Genomic DNA, 16463 nt, shown 5'->3' on the forward strand with positions numbered 1-16463 from the left:
GCTCAGCCGCCCGCCCTGGGCAGCAGAAGCTGGCGCAGGCGCGCCGGGTCCGCCCGCCGCGCCGCATTCTGCGGCATGGCGTAGAGGCGCACCTCGCCCGTGCCGTCGGCGCGCGGATAGGTGCCGAGCAGGTTGAAATCCTCCGGCGCCCCCTCGAGCGCCGCGCGCACCTGCCCGTTCTGCGGCACCGCCGCGGCGGCGGAAGTCGCATCGAGCACCACGAAGGCCGCCGCGCTGTCGCTGAGGACACGGGCGGTCCCCTGGGCGTCCATGCCGGGCACCGGTCCTGCCGGCAGAAGGCGTCGGGCGGGCACCACGACGGCGGTGCGGGCGACGTCCTGCTGGGCGATCGCGGCGATCAGCGCGCCCTCGCCCTTCTCATCCGACGCAACCAGGACCAGGGGTCCGGCGGCGCCTTGCTCCAGGATCGCACGCGCGGCGGGGATCATGCCGACGGGCGGCTTCAGGAGCGGCGTCAGAAGCGCCGGCAATGCCGCCAGCAGCATCACCATGGATACCATCAGCCCGGACAGGGTCGGCCATCCCGTGGTCAGGAGGCCGATCAGGCGCATGCCGCCATAGGCCGCGAGCATCACCAGCGGCACCACCGCCGGCAGCAGATGGCGGGCATCCGGCGCCAGCGGCACCACGAGGCAGCCGATCAGCACCGCCCCCGCAAGCGCGGCGAGGGTTGCGAACAGGCCGGAGCCCGCGGCGCGATCCCGCCAACTGGCGAGCAGCGCGGAGAGCGCGCCGAATCCGGCCAGGGCGAGGATCAGCGAGGTCAATCCCGCCGTCAGCGCCGTGCCGTAGAAGGACGCGGACAGGGCGGCGAAGCCGAGCCCCCATCCGCCCGCGAAATGTCCCGCCACCAGGGGATAGGTGCCGACGATCCAGGGACCGGCCAGCACCAGCATGAAGGCATAGGGCAGATAGAAGCCGGCGCGGCGCATCAGGGGGAGGCGCCGCGCGACCAGAACGCCGAGCGGCGGCAGCAGCACCAATGCGACCATCCCGAAATCCGTGAGCATGGCCGCGCTCGCCAGCAGGCCGAATCCGGCCGCGGCGCCCCAGCCGCCGGTCTCCAGATAGCGCCAGAAGGCCAGCGCCGCGAGAAAGGCGAGCAGCGCCGCCGGCATATCCAGCGAAACGACGAGGATCGCCGCGCGCAGCGGGGTCAGGGCCAGAAGCACCGCGCACACGGCAACCCCGGGCAACGGGCCGAGCCGGCGCGCGGTGACGAAGCCGGCGCTCACCACCAGGATTGCGGCCATGAGGCAGGGCAGCACCAGGGCGGCGGGCGTGGAAGGGGAAACCGCCAGGAACCAGGCGCCTTCCAGCAGATAATAAAGCGGCGGGTTCAGCCCCAGCGCGACGCGCGGATACTGCAGGAAGAAGGTCTCGATGAAGGGAAACAGGGGCGGAAAGTGCGCCCGGGCATAATCGGCGAACATGAGGCCGGTGACATAATGCCCCGCCTCCTGCGCCTCGGTCGCGGAAAACTCGGCGAAAAAGGCGCCGGAGGCGCGCTGCTGAAGCGCCAGCAGCACCAGGAGGAAGGCCGCGAAAATGGCGAACAGCAGCGCTTGCAGGCCGGATCCCACAAGCGCCCTGATCCGGTCGTCCCCGCCCTTGTGCGCCACGAACACCCCCGCGTCACGAAGCCCCTTGCCTAAAGGCCGCGAGGGCTTTCTAAAGTCCGGCAGGGGCGCCGTCCATGCCCGTGCGGAGCAAAGCCATGAGCGCGATCCAAACCTGGTTTGGCGGTTTCGCCTGGGGCGCCGTTTTCGGAATTGTGGGCGCCACAACGGCCGGGATCGTGCTGTTCCGCCCCGACATCGTCGAGCGCATCACCATGGAGCGGCCAGCCGCGCCCGCCCCGCAGGCGGTGGCATCGATGCCGCAGGCCTCGGCCCCGGCGCGCCCGCCGGAGAATCGCCCCGCCCCGGTCCCGCCCCAGGCCGCAGCCACGCCGAAGGCGGCGACACCGCCCGCGCCGCCCCCCCTGGCCGCGCCGGCGCAGGCGCAGGCGGCCCCCGCCCCGGTGACGAAAACACCGCCCTTCATCGTCAATTCACGCACCACGGCGGCGCTGGAACAGGCCTTCACGCCGCCCCGCGCCTTCGCCCGCAATGACGAGCTGGTGGTGCGCGGGCGCAACATGAATGCCGAGCCGGTGGACTTCAACCTGCGCATCGACGATGCCAAATCGACCAATTGGAACACCCGCTACAATCGCACGGACACGGTGGCGCCCGGGCCGTTCGAGGTGCGGGTCCCGTTCGACGGCATCACCACCTCGGCCAAGGCGGACCTGGACATCAATTCCATCGTCCGCATCGTCCTGTTCTCGCAGAAGGGCGTGCTCGATATCGACAGCGCGCAGATCGAGGCCCTGAAGGCCGCGCCCGCCGCCGGCCAATCCTGGCTGCGCGGCGCGAAGACCACGGCGGAACAGGAATTCGCGCCCGCCTTGTCGGTCGCCGCGAACCAGGGCTTCGTCGTCTCCGGAACCAACCCGTCGGACAAGCCGCTGACGGTGAACCTGCGGGTGGACGACGCCGCCTCCAAGGATTGGAATTCCCGGGCGCAGACCAGCCTCAGCGTGCCGCCCGGCCCGTTCGTGCTGCGCGCGCCCGCCGCCTCCTGGATCACGCCGGCCAAGACCCCGCTCGACCGCACGAAGATCCGGCGCGTGGTGGTGTTCGTCACCGACGGCGAGGGCCCGGTGACGCTGAACGAATTGCGGCTCGACACCCTCGCCCCCTGAGCTACCCCCCGGGCGCCGAACGCGGACCCCGAGCTTCAATTTCAGACGCGCGCATGAGCGCCAGGAGCGGTGCGATGGGCAGGGTGCATGTGTGGGCGGGCGGCTTCGGATGGGGCGTGCTGCTCGGCCTCGTCGGCAGCGCAGCCGTCGGCCTGCTGGTGTTCCGCGCGGATCTCATCGGCGGCGGGACCCGGAGCGTCGCACCGGCGCAAACCGCAGCCCTCGCCGATGCGGCCCCCGTCGACGCAGCCGCCGCCGACCCGCGTGCGCCCTTCCTGACGAGCCCCACCACCACCGCGCAGCCGCTGGACCTGCGGTTCGACCCGCCCCGCGCGGTGCCGCCGGAAGAGGACCTGGTGATCCGCGGCCGCAACGATACCGGCCGCACGCTGCAACTGGTGGCGTGGATCGAGGACGGCCAATCGGTGGACGGCCTGTCGCGCTTCGACGACGAGCAAGATCTCGCCCCCGGGGCGTTCGAATGGCGGATCCCGCTCGGCGCGCTGGTGACGCCCGGCGGCCGGCGCCTGGACCCGGCGGCGCTGACGCGCCTGCTGCTGTTCACGCCCGAAGGTGAGCCCGCCGCCACACTCGCCTCCCTCACCATCGCCCCGCCCCTCCCCGCCGCGCCGATCGCGCCGCCGCCCCCGCCGCTCGCGAGCGTGCCCGACGGGCAGAGCTGGCTTGCCGGCGCGCGCACCACGGCGGCGCAGGACTTCGCCACCCCGGTTGCGTTCGACGCCGGCCAGGAAGTGGTGGTGCAGGGCGACAACACCACGGGCAAGCCGCTCACGGTCAATCTGCGGATCGACGATATCTCCTCGACCGACTGGCATTCGCGCGGCTCCGCCGTGCAGACGGTGGCGCCCGGCCCGTTCGTGCTGCGCTCGCCGGTCTCCTCCTGGGTGACGCCGTCCAAGCGCCGGCTCGACCGCACGCAGATCAAGCGGCTGATCGTGTTCGTGAGCCCGGCCCAGCCGGGAATCGCGCTCGGCGACGTGCATGTGGAGCGCGCAAACCCCCTGCCCGACGGCGCGCTCGGCCTCAGGTTCGCGCCGACGCCCGACATCGCCGTGCCCGGCTTTGAAACCGTGCTGCCCAACGATCCCCGCCTCAGCCCCGGCGCCGGGGCGCTGGTGCGCACCCAGAACGACCCGCTGCTGTCCAGCGGCCTCAACGGCATTCGCACCATCACCGTGCCCTGGACCCGCAGCGCCACCGCCACCGTGTCGCTCTGGACCGAGGACCAGGGGGAATGGGAATATTTCCCCCATTCCCTGAACCGCACCATCACGATCGACGGACAGGTGGTGCTGGACCAGCATTATACGCCCGAGGAATGGATCGATCGGGTGTATCGGCGTGGCCTGTGGAAGGAAGCGATGATCGATGGCGATCCCTGGTCGGTCTATGCGCGCGACCGGGGCGGGCTGGTGACGGCCACCGTGCCCGTGGTGGACGGCAAAATCGTGGTGGAGCTCGCCTCCGACCAGCCGCCGAACAATGGCTATATCGCCGCCATGGTGATCGCGCCCAGCGCCAGCACCGCCGCCGTGGACGCGGTGGAGGCCTGGCGGCGCCAGCGCTATGGCGAACGCTGGCCGGTGCTCGACAAGCCGGTGGACCCGGCGCTTGCCACGGGCGTCACCCTGCGCGTGCTGCCGGCGGGCACGCCGCGCAGCCAGCACCCCTTCTGGCGCGCCGACCTGCCGGTGGAAACCCGCGTGCGCGCGGCACGCGGCAGCCTCGTCTCGGTGGATTTCCTCGCGCTCTCCAACGTGGACGACCTCTCGGCCAATGTCTCCGTCTCCGCGCCCGCAGGCGTCACGCCCCAGGTGCGCTGGGGGAAATGGACCTATATGCGGCGCGGCGTCGGCGAGAATGCCCTCGCCATTACGTCCGACGTGCTGGAGGGCGACCTCTCTTTCCTGCGCATCGCCGCCGGCATTCCGCGCCGGCTGAACGTGACGCTCACCGTGCCGGCCGACGCGCCCGCCGGCCCGCTGCCGGTGCCGCTGACCCTGGACATCGCCGGCACGCAGGTTTCGGCGACGGCGGTGGTTGACGTTCTGCCCCTCACCTTGCCGCAGATCAGCGAGCCGATCGGCTATTATCTCAACGCGCCGCCCTATGAATCCTGGTTCCGCCCCACCAACGACCAGGCCGACCGGGAAATGGCCTGCGATTATGCCGCGCTGCGCGGCTTCGGCATGACCGGCATCTCGCCGGACCTGGTGACGCCCACGCCGGCGCAGCTGCCGCGCTACCTCCAGCAGACGCGCCTCGCGCGCGACGCCGGTTTCCGGCCGCCCTTCCTCGACTATACCTCCGTGAAGCGCCTGGACGCGGCCGCCGGCCCCGCCGCGATGGCCGCCGATGTCGCGGCCGCCGAAGCCCAGCTCGCCGCCGCCGGGCTGCCCGCGCCACTCTGGGCGATCACCGACGAGCCGGCGGACGATCCGGCGGGCATCGCCGCCTTGCAGCGGGTGCACGATGCCCTGAAAGCCGAGGCGCCCGGGGCGAAGCGGGCCGGCCAGCTCAACAATCCCGGCAATCGCAAGCTACTGGGCCTGTTCGACACGGTTCTCGTGAATTTCGGCTACGGCGTCAGCGCCGCCGGCTTTGCGGAGCTGCAAGGCCGGGACATCACGCCCTGGCTCTACAATATGCTGGATTATCGCGCCGCCGCCGGTTTCCAGTTCTGGCGGATCGGCGCGCGCGGCTATCTGCAATGGCATGCGCGCGCGTTCACCGCCGATCCGCGCGATCCCACGGACGGACGCGAGAGCGAATATGCCATCCTCCCGCTCAGCGCGAGCCGCTGCCAGCCGGTGGCGACGGTGGATGCCCGCCTGATCGAGACCGCCGACGGCATGGGCGATCTTCAATGGCTGCGCTGGCTGGACGCCCAGGCCGCCGCCGACCCCGCCGCCAGGGCGCTGCGCGACGAACTGTTCGCCGCCATACCCGCCGATTGGCAGGCCTATGCCCAACACCCCCCGGAACTTTTTGCACTGCGCAAAAGGATCATGGACTTCGCCGCGGCCAAGGTTGAAAAATAGCGCGAGGGCGGCGCCCTGGCTTCAGGCCGGCCCGGCTTATTTTCAGATGGCTCCAGCCCGCGGATCCCATGGCCAGTGATCTGAACCTGCGTATCGTGATCGTCGACGAGAGCCCGGTGCGCGCCGCCATCCTCAGCGAGGGACTGCGCGAGGCGGGCTACGTCAACGTGCTGCGCGTCGAGGGCCACAAGAACCTGCTGGAGCGCATCTACGCCATCGATCCGGACGTGATCCTGATCGACCTGGAAGACCCGAGCCGCGACACCATCGAGCAGATGTTCCAGATGAGCCGCGAGGTGAAGCGCCCCGTCGCCATGTTCGTGGACCAGTCCGACGGCAAGACCATCGAGGCGGCGATCGCCGCCGGCGTCGCCTCCTATGTGGTGGACGGGCTGCGCAAGGACCGGGTGAAGCCGATCCTGGAAACCACCATTTCCCGCTTCCGCGCCTTCGCCCGCCTGAAGGAGGAGCTGGAGGAGGCGAAGAGCCAGCTTGAGGAACGCAAGCTGGTGGATCGCGCGAAGCTGATCCTCATGAAGATGAAGAATATCGACGAGCAGGCGGCCTACGCCCTCATGCGCCGCACCGCCATGAACGAAAAGAAGCGGATGGTGGACATCGCCCAATCCGTCATCACCGCCGCGGAGATGTTGCGATGAGACGCCTTGCCATGGGGTTCATTCCCCTCACCGACGCCGCCGTTCTGATCGCCGCCGCCGAGCGCGGCTTCTCCATGGCCGAGGGGCTGGAGATCGATCTCCACAAGGAGGTCTCCTGGGCCAATATCCGCGACAAGGTGAATGTCGGCCTGCTGGACGGGGCCCACATGCTCGGCCCGCTGGCGATCGCCTCCTCCCTCGGGCTCGGCCATGTGCGGGTGCCGCTGGTGGTGCCGTTCGCGCTCAATCTCAACGGCAGTGCCCTCACCATCGCCAAGGATGTCTATGCCGCGATGGGCGACACCGGCATCGACCTCTCGACCGCGCCCGGGGCGGCGCGCGCGCTCGGCCAGGTGGTGGCGCAGCGCCGCGCGGCGGGGCGCGAGCCCCTGATCTTCGCCTCGGTCTACAGCTTCTCCACCCATACCTATCTGGTGCGCAATTTCCTAAAAGCCGGCGGCGTCGATCCGGATCGCGACGTGCGCCTCGTGGTGATTCCGCCGCCGTTCATGGCCGAGAGCCTGCGCAACGGCCTCGTGCATGGCTTCTGCGTCGGCAGCCCCTGGAACAGCGTCGCGGTGGATGCCGACGTGGGCCGCATCGCGGTGCTCGGGGCGGAAATCTTCGGCTGGGTGCCGGAGAAGGTGCTGGGGGTGCACGCCCGCTTTGCCAATACCGAACCGGACGTGCTGCATCGCCTGGTGCGGGCGCTCTATGCCGCCGCGCGCTGGTGCGAGGACCCGGCCAACCATGAGGATCTCGCCCGCCTGCTGGGCGAGCCGCGCCATCTCTCCCTGCCCGCCGACGTGCTGCGGCGGACCCTGGACGGGCGGCTCCACACCGCGCCGGGCGGCCCGCTGCGGGCGCATAAGGATTATCTCGTCCTGCATCGCGACGGCGCCAACCGGCCCGCGCCGGACCATGCGTTGTGGATGTACAGCCAGATCGTCGAGGCCCACCAGGGGGAATGGGCGCCCGACGCGGCGCGCGAGGCGATCTCGGTCTACCGGCCCGACATTTTCGACCACGCCGTGGGCCATGCCCCGGTGCACCATACCGCCGAGCCGGACTGCGTGGCGACCCGGCTGGGCGCCCCCTTCGATGCCGTGCGCTTTCTTGAAACCGGGCCCGAGGCCTCCCTTAAGCCTTAGATTTCGCCCGCCCTCGCGCGATTTTGGGACCGCCGGGACGCACAATCGTGCATCAAATGCATGGAATTTTTGCAGCGCACTGCCACGCAATGCGCCTGCACAAAATTACGGCATACAAAATTCAAAGTATTTTCAACGATCTTATGTCGAGACCGGTCTGGCACACATCTTGAATAGATGAATCCCAGACGCGGCCAATGATGTCCGCGTCAAAAAATTCGTCCCACTGACGGGACCTTCAGCAAAGCCGCTGACACCGATGGCACCGCGCCATCGTGCTGTCCGCGGCTTTTTTCGTTTCTGACCCGTCACAGATGCCGACCAGAGGGGAACCAGAATGACCGAGTTTTCGACCACCCGGCCCGGCCAGCCCATCGTCCGCCAGGACGACCTGCCCGCCTCTCCGGCCCGCCGCTCGCTGCTGAAGAGCAGCGCGGCCGCCCTGGGCGCGGCGGCGCTGTTCGACGCGGTGCGCATGACTTTTCCGGGCGGCGTGCCTTCCGCCTGGGCCGCAGCGCCGGAAACCACCAAGGCCGTGCTCGGCTATATCGCGCTGATGGACGCCTCGCCTTTGGTGATCGCCAAGGAGAAGGGGCTGTTCGCGAAGTACGGCGTGCCCGACGTCGACGTGGTCAAGCAGGCCTCCTGGGGCGCGACGCGCGACAATCTCGTGCTCGGCGGCGCGGCCAACGGCATCGACGGGGCGCACATCCTCTCGCCCATGCCCTACCTCATCTCCACCGGCAAGGTGACGCAGAACAACGCGCCCACCCCCATGTACATCCTGGCGCGCCTCAACCTGGATGCGCAGGCGATCTCGGTCTCCAACGAATACAAGGATCTCACGGTCACCACCGATGCCTCGGCGCTGAAGGCGGCATTCGCCAAGAAAAAGGCCGAGGGCAAGGAAGTGAAGATCGCCATGACCTTCCCGGGCGGCACCCACGATCTGTGGATCCGCTACTGGCTCGCCTCCGCCGGCATCGACCCGGACAAGGATGTCTCCACCATCGTCGTGCCGCCGCCTCAGATGGTGGCGAACATGAAGGTGGGCAACATGGACGCGTTCTGCGTCGGCGAGCCCTGGAACGAGCAGCTCGTCAACCAGGGCATCGGATTCACCGCCTGCACCACGGGCGAGATCTGGAAGGAGCATCCCGAGAAGGCGCTCGGCATGCGCGCCGACTTCGTGGACAAGAATCCCAATGCCACCAAGGCCATCGTGATGGCGGTGCTGGAAGCCCAGCAATGGTGCGACAAGATGGAGAACAAGCAGGAGCTGGCCGAGATCGTCGGCAAGCGCCAGTGGTTCAACGTCCCCGTCGCTGACATCATCGGCCGCCTGAAGGGCGACATCAATTACGGCAACGGCCGGGTCGTGAAGGGCTCCGACCAATATATGAAATTCTGGAAGGACCATGCGTCCTATCCGTTCAAGAGCCACGATGCCTGGTTCATCACCGAGGACATCCGCTGGGGCAAGTTCGAGCCCACCATCGATATTTCCGCGCTGGTCGACAAGGTGAACCGCGAAGACATCTGGCGCGCGGCGGCGAAAGACCTCTCGGTTCCGGCGGCCGAGATCCCCACCTCCACCTCGCGCGGCACGGAAACCTTCTTCGACGGCAAGACCTTCGATCCGGCGAACCCGACCGCCTACCTCAAGAGCCTCGGCATCAAGCGCGTCGAAGTCTGAGCCGCCTTCGCGTCCGCGCCATCCGGGCGCGGGCGCCCTCGCCTGCACGTTGAACAGACCTCAGATCGGGAGCCTTTGCCCCATGTCCGTCACCGCTCTCAAGGAACCTGCGCCGGTGCCAAAACGTCCGGCGGCCGAAGTGGTCCGCCTCTCGCGCCCACGTCCGCCAATGAGGACGCGCCTTCGCACGTGGCTCACGAGCGCCGCCGTGAACATTCTTCCGCCGCTGGTGATGACCGTGCTGCTGCTGCTGGTGTGGGAGCTGCTGTGCTCCGGCCCCGGCGCCACCTTGCCGCCGCCGAGCCGCATCTGGGCGGACAGCAAGGACCTGATCCTCGATCCGTTCTTCGTCGCCGGTCCCCAGGACATCGGCCTCGGCCTTCGTGTGCTGGTCTCGCTGCAACGGGTGGCCGTGGGCTTCGGCCTTGCCGCCGTGGTGGGCATATTGATCGGCGCCCTGATCGGCCAGTCGGTCTGGGCCATGCGCGGCCTGGACCCGATCTTCCAGATGCTGCGCACGGTGCCGCCGCTGGCCTGGCTGCCCCTGGCGCTGGCCGCCTTCCGCGACAGCAATCCCTCCGCGATCTTCGTGATCTTCATCACCGCCATCTGGCCGATCATCATCAATACGGCGGTGGGCATTCGCAATATCCCGCAGGATTATCGCAATGTCGCGCAGGTCCTGCGGCTGAACCAGATCGAATTCTTCTGGAAGATCATGCTGCCATCGGCGGCGCCCTACATCTTCACGGGGCTGCGCATCGGCATCGGCCTGTCCTGGCTCGCCATCGTTGCCGCTGAAATGCTCACCGGCGGCGTCGGCATCGGCTTCTTCATCTGGGATGCGTGGAACTCCTCCCGCCTGCCCGACATCATCGTCGCCTTGGTCTACATCGGCGTCGTGGGCTTCGCCCTCGACCGCCTCGTCGCCGGCATCGCCGCTTTCGTCACCCGCGGCACCGCATCCGCCTGAGGAGGCTTTCCCATGACCGCCTATCTCGAACTCAGCCAGGTCGGAAAGACCTTCACCCGCGGCGCGGCGACCACCGAAGTGCTGCGCGATGTCTCGCTGGAAATCGCCAAGGGGGAGTACATCTCCATCATCGGCCATTCCGGCTGCGGCAAGTCCACCTTGCTGAACATCGTGGCCGGTCTCACCGGCGCCACCTCCGGCGGCGTGATCCTGGACGGGCGGGAGGTGAACGCGCCGGGGCCGGACCGCGCGGTCGTGTTCCAGAACCATTCGCTGCTGCCCTGGCTCACCGTCTACGACAATGTCCGCCTCGCGGTGGACAAGGTGTTCTCCGGCGCCAAGTCCCGCGCCGAGCGGGACGAATGGACCCTGCACAATCTCGAACTGGTGCAGATGGCCCACGCCAAGGACAAGCGCCCGGCGGAAGTGTCCGGCGGCATGAAGCAGCGCGTCGGCATCGCCCGCGCGCTCTCCATGCAGCCCAAGGTGCTGCTGCTGGACGAGCCGTTCGGCGCGCTCGACGCGCTGACCCGCGCCCATCTCCAGGACAGCGTGATGCAGATCCACGCGACGCTGGGCAACACCATCCTCATGATCACCCACGACGTGGACGAGGCGGTGCTGCTCTCCGACCGCATCGTGATGATGACGAACGGCCCCTCCGCACGCATCGGCGAAGTGCTCTCGGTGGACCTCGCCCGGCCGCGCCGCCGGCTCGAACTGGTGGCCAACCCCACCTATCTCAAGGCCCGCGAGGCGGTGCTGAAATTCCTCCACGAGCGGCATCGCTTCGTGGAAGCGGCCTGAGCGGAGAACGCCCCCATGACCCCCGCGCAGATCGACCTGATCCAATCCTCCTTCGCCAAGGTGGCGCCCATCTCCGAGCAGGCGGCGGCTTTGTTCTACGGCCGCCTGTTCGAGATCGCACCGCAGGTGAAGCCCCTGTTCAAGGGCGACATGACCGAGCAGGGCCGCAAGCTGATGGCGACCCTCGCCATCGTGGTGAAGGGCCTGTCCAACCTCGAAGCCGTGGTCCCCGCCGCGCAGGCGCTGGCGAAGCGCCATGTCGCCTATGGGGTGAAGGACGAACATTATCCCCCCGTCGGCGCGGCCTTGTTGTGGACGCTGGAACAGGGCCTCGGCCAAGAGTTCACGCCCGACGTGAAGGAGGCCTGGGGCGAGGCCTATGGACTGCTGTCCTCGGTCATGATCGCCGCCGCGGCGGACGCGGCGCCGGCCCCGGCCGCGTGACGATCATGCGCGCCCCGCTTCGTCCCCTTCGCATTCCAGCCCCCTCCCCCCTTGTGGGGGAGGGTCGGGGTGGGGGGTATGGCGCCGCCCGGATCACCTGCGCCGGGTTCGGCGGAGAGCGCACCCCCCTCCCCAGCCCTCCCCCACAAGGGGGGAGGGAGGCGTTGGGGCGCGGACGCGACAGAGCTTGGGAAAACACACCCCTCACCCCAGCCCTCTCCCCCTCGGGGAGAGGGGGCTGCCCTCTGCATCGCGACACCCTCGCCCCCATCGAGGGCGCGCACCATGGCTGATCCCCTCGTCATCATCGGCAACGGCATGGCCGCCGCCAAGCTGTGCGAGGAGCTGGCGCAGCGCGCGTTGGGCCGCTACGCGGTGGCGGTCGTCGGCGCGGAGCCGCAGCTCGCCTATAATCGCGTGCTGCTCTCCGACGTGCTCGCGGGCAAGGTGGCGGTCGCCGAGGCCCAATTGAAGCCGGCGTCCTGGTGGCGCGACCGGGGCGTCACGCTGCTCTACGGCAATCCCGCCACGGCCATCGACCGCGCGACGAAGACCGTCGCGCTCGCGGACGGCGGCCATCTGCCCTATCGGCACCTGGTGCTCGCCACCGGCTCGCATCCCATCCGCCTGCCGGTGCCGGGCATGGACCTGCCGGGCGTGCGCACCTTCCGCGATCTCGCGGATGTCGCGGCCCTGATGGCTGCGGCGAAGCCCGGCACGCGGGCCGTGGTGATCGGCGGCGGCCTGCTGGGCCTGGAAGCGGCGAGCGGCATGGCCGGGGCCGGTGCGCAGACCACCCTTATTCATCTCATGGACCGGCTCATGGAACGCCAGCTCGACGCCCGCGCCGGGGCGCTGCTGCGGCAGGCGGTCGAAGCGCGGGGCATCGAGGTGCTGCTGACCGCGTCCACCGCCCAGGTGGAGGGCACGGACCATGTCACCGGCCTGCGGCTGGCCGACGGGCGGCTGATCCCCGCCGACATCGTGGTCGTGGCCTGCGGCGTGAGGCCCAATGCGGACCTCGCCCGCGCGGCCGGGCTTGCCTGCAATCGCGGCGTGCTGGTGGACGATACCCTCGCCACGGACGATCCCGCGATCCACGCCATCGGCGAATGCGCCGAGCATCGCGCCGCCGTCTATGGCCTCGTGGCGCCGGCCTATGAGCAGGCCCGCGTGCTCGCCCGCCGCTTCGCCGGGGAGGATGCGCGCTACGAAGGCAGCGCTGTCGCGACCAATCTCAAGGTGTCGGGCGTGCACGTCTTCTCCGCCGGCGACGTCACCGGCGGCCCCGGCACGGAAGACATCGTGCTCACCGACCGCGCGCACGGCATCTACCGGCGGCTCATCGTCAAGGACGGGCTGCTGATCGGCGCCGTGCTCTACGGCGATACGGCCGACGGCCTGTTCTATCTCGACCTGATCACGAACCGCACCCCCATCGCGGCCATGCGCGCGGACCTCGCCTTCGGGCCGGTCGCGCGCGATGCCGCGGCCTGAGAGGAAAAAAACATGGGCGGCGATTTCACCATCGACCAGAAACGCTATCTCGAAGGCTTCGTCTCCGGCGCCCAGGTGGCCCGGGTGGCGCGCGCGCCCGGTTCCGCCCCGGTCGCACCCACCGGTCCCGATGCCGCAAGCCTTGCGGCCATGGCCCGTACCGAGGCCGAGGGCAGGAAGCTCTCGCCCGAGGAAAAGGCCAAGCGCGAGGAAATGGGCCTCGACAGCTATGCCCGCATGAAGGACGCCGCCCAGGCGGGGGAATTCCCCAAGGGGCAGGACATCCTGCGCTGGAAATACAACGGCCTGTTCTATGTCGCTCCGGCGCAGGACAGCTTCATGTGCCGCATGCGCATGCCCAACGGGATCCTGACCCATTGGCAGTTCCGCGGCATCGCCGACATCGCCCGCGACCATGGCGGCGGCTATTGCGACGTCACCACCCGCGCCAATCTGCAAATCCGCGAGATTCCGGCCGCCGACGGCGTGATCCTGCTGGAGAAGCTGGTGGACCTCGGCCTCACGGCGCGCGGCACCGGCGGCGACAATATCCGCAACGTCACCGGCACGCCCACCGCCGGCATCGACCCGCAGGAATTGCTGGACACCCGTCCCTATGCGCGGGAGTGGCACCATTACATCCTCAACACCCGCGCCCTGTATGGCCTGCCGCGCAAGTTCAACGTGGCGTTCGACGGGGCCGGGCGCATCGGCGCGCTGGAGGATACCAACGACATCGGCTTCCAGGCGGTGGAGGTGCGCGCGGGCTTCGGCGTCGAACCGGGCGTATGGTTCCGCCTCGCGCTCGGCGGCATCACCGGCCACAAGGATTTCGCCCGCGACACCGGGGTGATCCTTCAACCCAGGGACGCGACCCGCATCGCGGATGCCATCGTGCGCGTGTTCATCGACAGCGGCGATCGCACCGACCGCAAGAAGGCACGGCTGAAATATGTGCTCGATGCCTGGGGCTTCGAGAAATTCCTTCTGGCCGTTGAGGAAAAGCTCGGCCACCCGCTGCTGCGCATTCCCGCCGAAGCCGTTCTGCCGCGCCCGGAGGCGGACCGCATGGCCCATCTCGGCGTGCATCCGCAGAAACAGGCAGGGCTGAACTGGATCGGCGTCGGCCTCCCGGTCGGGCGCCTCACCGTGGCGCAGATGCACGCCCTCGCCGACCTTGCCATGCGCCTGGGCGATGGCGATGTGCGGCTCACCGTATGGCAGAATCTGCTGCTTTCCGGCATTCCCGACGCCCGCGTGGAAGAAGCAAAGGCGGCGATCGCGGACATGGGCCTCACGGCGGAGGCGAGCGCGCTTCAGGCCGGCATGGTCGCCTGCACCGGCTCGAAAGGCTGCCGCTTCGCTGCCGCCGATACCAAGGGCACGGCGCGCGCCATCGGCGCCCATTGCGGCCCGCGCGTGGCGCTCACCGAGCCGGTGAACATCCATGTCACCGGCTGCCACAATTCCTGCGCCCAACATTATATCGGCGACATCGGCCTCATCGGCGCGCGCGTCGCCATCAATGACGAGGGCGACACGGTGGACGGCTATCACCTGCTGGTGGGCGGCGGGTTCGGCACGGGCGCCGCGATCGCGGAGGAGCTGTTCCGCGACGTGAAGGCGGAAGACGCCCCGGTGCTGGTCGAGAAGCTCCTGAAGACCTGGATTGCCCATCGCGCGGCCGGCGAGTCGTTCGCGGCCTTCACCCGCCGCACGGATACCGAACAGCTGAAATCCCTCGTTGCCGCGGAGCCCGTGGAATGACCCTCCAGACCCGCCCGCCTGTCGTGCCCTTCCTGCCGGAAAGCGCCCCGTTCACCGCCGAGCAGCGCTCCTGGCTCAACGGTTTTTTTGCCGGCGTGTTCTCCTGCGATGTCGGGGCGACCAGCCTCTCCCCGTCCGAAAGCGCCATCCTGCTCGGCGGCGGCGCTTCGGCCGGGGAGGAGGACGACGGCGCGCCCTGGCACGACGCCTCCATGCCGCTCGACGAGCGCATGAAGCTGGCGGAGGGAAAACCCTTGCCCCGCCGCATGATGGCGGCCATGGCGCAGCAGGATTGCGGCCAGTGCGGCTATCTGTGCGAGACCTATTCCAAGGCCATCGCCACAGGCGCCGAGACCAAGCTCAATCTGTGCGCGCCGGGGGGCAAGGAAACCCTGCGCATGCTCAAGCAGCTCGCCGCCGAGATGGACGGCGCGCCGGCAGGTTCCGCTCCGGTAGATTCCGCTCCGGCCGCCGCTCCGCAGGCGCAGGCCGCCGCAACGCCCGCTGCCGCGCCCCTCGGCACGCGGGAGAACCCGGGCGAAGTCGTGTTCCTCGGCCGCTCGCGCCTGAACAAGGCCGGCTCGGAAAAGGAAACCTGGCATGTCGAGTTCGACCTTACGGGCTCGGGCCTCGACTATCGCGTGGGCGACAGCTTCGGCCTGTTTCCGGTGAACGATCCCGGCCTCGTGGACGCGGTGCTCGCCGCGCTCCATGCTCCGGCGGATTTTCCCATCAATGAGAAGACCTTGCACGACGTGCTGGCGCATGAGGTCTGCCTCGGCGCGGCACCCGACGCGCTGTTTCACCTGATCTCCTACATCACCGGCGGCGCGCGCAAGGCGAAGGCGAAGGCGCTCGCGGCGGGCGAGGACCCGGACGGCGATGCCGCGACCCTCGACGTGCTGGCGGCGCTGGAGAAATTCCCCGGCATAAGGCCCGATCCGGAAGCCTTCATCGAATGCCTGGAGCCACTCCAGCCGCGGCTTTATTCCATTTCGTCGAGCCCGCTCGCCACCCCCGGCCGGCTGTCCCTGACGGTGGACGCGGTGCGCTACGCCATCGGCGCGCGCACCCGCCACGGCGTCGCCTCCACCTTCCTCGGCGGCCGGGTGCCGGAGGGCACGAAGCTGAAGGCCTATATCCAGAAGGCGCACGGCTTCGCCTTGCCCGAAGATGCCTCCCGGGGCGTCATCATGGTGGGGCCGGGCACCGGCATCGCGCCGTTCCGCGCCTTCCTGCACGAGCGCATGGCGGCCAAGGCGCCGGGCAAGAACTGGTTGTTCTTCGGCCACCAGCGGCGCGACAGCGATTTCTTCTACGAGGACGAGCTTGCCGGCATGCAGGCGGCGGGCTGCCTGACGCGTCTGGAAACCGCATGGTCGCGCGACGGCGCGGAAAAAATCTACGTCCAGGACCGCATCCGCGAACATGGCGCCGAACTGTGGTCCTGGCTCCAGGAGGGTGCGCATTTCTACATCTGCGGCGATGCCAAGCGCATGGCGAAGGATGTGGAACTGGCGGTGGCCGATGTGGCGGCGCTCCACGGCGGCATGGATCTGGACAAGGCCCGCGCCTTCATCGCCGACCTGAAGAAGGCCGGCCGCTACCAGGCCGACGTTTACTGAGAGGACGCCGGC

12 protein-coding genes are annotated in these 16463 nt (G+C 69.0%); 11 read left to right on the top strand and 1 reads right to left on the bottom strand.

Annotation, left to right across the window (positions count from 1 at the left end):
- Positions 1-2: 2 nt before the first annotated feature.
- Positions 3-1643: an ArnT family glycosyltransferase gene (locus V5F84_RS21235; RefSeq protein WP_394042815.1), complete on the bottom strand. Its 1641-nt coding sequence runs from the start codon at positions 1641-1643 to the stop codon at positions 3-5.
- 95 nt (positions 1644-1738) lie between these two features.
- On the opposite strand from V5F84_RS21235, the gene V5F84_RS21240 reads away from it, so the two are divergent.
- The 11 genes from V5F84_RS21240 to V5F84_RS21290 all read left to right on the top strand — a co-directional run bounded on the left by V5F84_RS21240 (position 1739) and on the right by V5F84_RS21290 (position 16451).
- On the top strand, positions 1739-2770 hold the full coding sequence (locus V5F84_RS21240) for a hypothetical protein (RefSeq protein ID WP_394042816.1): 1032 nt from the start codon (positions 1739-1741) through the stop codon (positions 2768-2770).
- Between the two features lie 74 nt (positions 2771-2844).
- Positions 2845-5832 carry a hypothetical protein gene (locus tag V5F84_RS21245; RefSeq protein ID WP_394042817.1) on the top strand — a complete coding sequence of 996 codons (2988 nt, stop codon included), beginning with the start codon at positions 2845-2847 and terminating at the stop codon, positions 5830-5832.
- A gap of 68 nt (positions 5833-5900) precedes the next feature.
- Positions 5901-6491, top strand: a complete 591-nt coding sequence (locus V5F84_RS21250; protein ID WP_394042818.1) for an ANTAR domain-containing response regulator — start codon at positions 5901-5903, stop codon at positions 6489-6491.
- Complete coding sequence (locus V5F84_RS21255; protein ID WP_394042819.1) at positions 6488-7642, top strand: CmpA/NrtA family ABC transporter substrate-binding protein; 1155 nt, start codon at positions 6488-6490, stop codon at positions 7640-7642. The genes V5F84_RS21250 and V5F84_RS21255 overlap by 4 nt, the downstream gene beginning before the upstream one ends.
- Positions 7643-7979: 337 nt before the next feature.
- Positions 7980-9338 carry a CmpA/NrtA family ABC transporter substrate-binding protein gene (locus tag V5F84_RS21260; protein ID WP_394042820.1) on the top strand — a complete coding sequence of 453 codons (1359 nt, stop codon included), beginning with the start codon at positions 7980-7982 and terminating at the stop codon, positions 9336-9338.
- An 82-nt stretch (positions 9339-9420) separates the two neighbouring features.
- The gene (gene ntrB / locus V5F84_RS21265; protein WP_394042821.1) at positions 9421-10311 is read left to right on the top strand and encodes a nitrate ABC transporter permease; all 891 of its coding nucleotides are present in this window, start codon (positions 9421-9423) and stop codon (positions 10309-10311) included.
- A 12-nt stretch (positions 10312-10323) separates the two neighbouring features.
- Positions 10324-11118: an ABC transporter ATP-binding protein gene (locus tag V5F84_RS21270; protein WP_394042822.1), complete on the top strand. Its 795-nt coding sequence runs from the start codon at positions 10324-10326 to the stop codon at positions 11116-11118.
- Positions 11119-11133: 15 nt separating this feature from the next.
- Positions 11134-11562, top strand: a complete 429-nt coding sequence (locus V5F84_RS21275) for a globin family protein (RefSeq protein WP_394042823.1) — start codon at positions 11134-11136, stop codon at positions 11560-11562.
- 285 nt (positions 11563-11847) lie between these two features.
- Complete coding sequence (locus V5F84_RS21280; RefSeq protein WP_394042824.1) at positions 11848-13059, top strand: NAD(P)/FAD-dependent oxidoreductase; 1212 nt, start codon at positions 11848-11850, stop codon at positions 13057-13059.
- A 12-nt stretch (positions 13060-13071) separates the two neighbouring features.
- Positions 13072-14826, top strand: a complete 1755-nt coding sequence (locus V5F84_RS21285; RefSeq protein ID WP_394042825.1) for a NirA family protein — start codon at positions 13072-13074, stop codon at positions 14824-14826.
- The gene (locus V5F84_RS21290; RefSeq protein WP_394042827.1) at positions 14823-16451 is read left to right on the top strand and encodes a sulfite reductase subunit alpha; all 1629 of its coding nucleotides are present in this window, start codon (positions 14823-14825) and stop codon (positions 16449-16451) included. Before V5F84_RS21285 ends, V5F84_RS21290 begins: the two co-directional genes overlap by 4 nt.
- The last annotated feature ends 12 nt before the right edge of the window (positions 16452-16463 follow it).

Source organism: Roseixanthobacter liquoris (genome assembly GCF_043195135.2).
Taxonomy (GTDB): Bacteria; Pseudomonadota; Alphaproteobacteria; order Rhizobiales; family Xanthobacteraceae; genus NCEH01.

Bases quoted from the DNA above. Each gene is read 5' to 3' on its own strand.
- V5F84_RS21240 (WP_394042816.1), top strand. From the start codon at position 1,739: ATGAGCGCGATCCAAACCTGGTTTGGCGGTTTCGCCTGGGGCGCCGTT.
- V5F84_RS21270 (WP_394042822.1), top strand. From the start codon at position 10,324: ATGACCGCCTATCTCGAACTCAGCCAGGTCGGAAAGACCTTCACCCGC.
- V5F84_RS21280 (WP_394042824.1), top strand. From the start codon at position 11,848: ATGGCTGATCCCCTCGTCATCATCGGCAACGGCATGGCCGCCGCCAAG.
- V5F84_RS21290 (WP_394042827.1), top strand. From the start codon at position 14,823: ATGACCCTCCAGACCCGCCCGCCTGTCGTGCCCTTCCTGCCGGAAAGC.
- V5F84_RS21285 (WP_394042825.1), top strand. From the start codon at position 13,072: ATGGGCGGCGATTTCACCATCGACCAGAAACGCTATCTCGAAGGCTTC.
- V5F84_RS21275 (WP_394042823.1), top strand. From the start codon at position 11,134: ATGACCCCCGCGCAGATCGACCTGATCCAATCCTCCTTCGCCAAGGTG.
- V5F84_RS21245 (WP_394042817.1), top strand. From the start codon at position 2,845: ATGGGCAGGGTGCATGTGTGGGCGGGCGGCTTCGGATGGGGCGTGCTG.
- ntrB (WP_394042821.1), top strand. From the start codon at position 9,421: ATGTCCGTCACCGCTCTCAAGGAACCTGCGCCGGTGCCAAAACGTCCG.
- V5F84_RS21250 (WP_394042818.1), top strand. From the start codon at position 5,901: ATGGCCAGTGATCTGAACCTGCGTATCGTGATCGTCGACGAGAGCCCG.
- V5F84_RS21260 (WP_394042820.1), top strand. From the start codon at position 7,980: ATGACCGAGTTTTCGACCACCCGGCCCGGCCAGCCCATCGTCCGCCAG.
- V5F84_RS21255 (WP_394042819.1), top strand. From the start codon at position 6,488: ATGAGACGCCTTGCCATGGGGTTCATTCCCCTCACCGACGCCGCCGTT.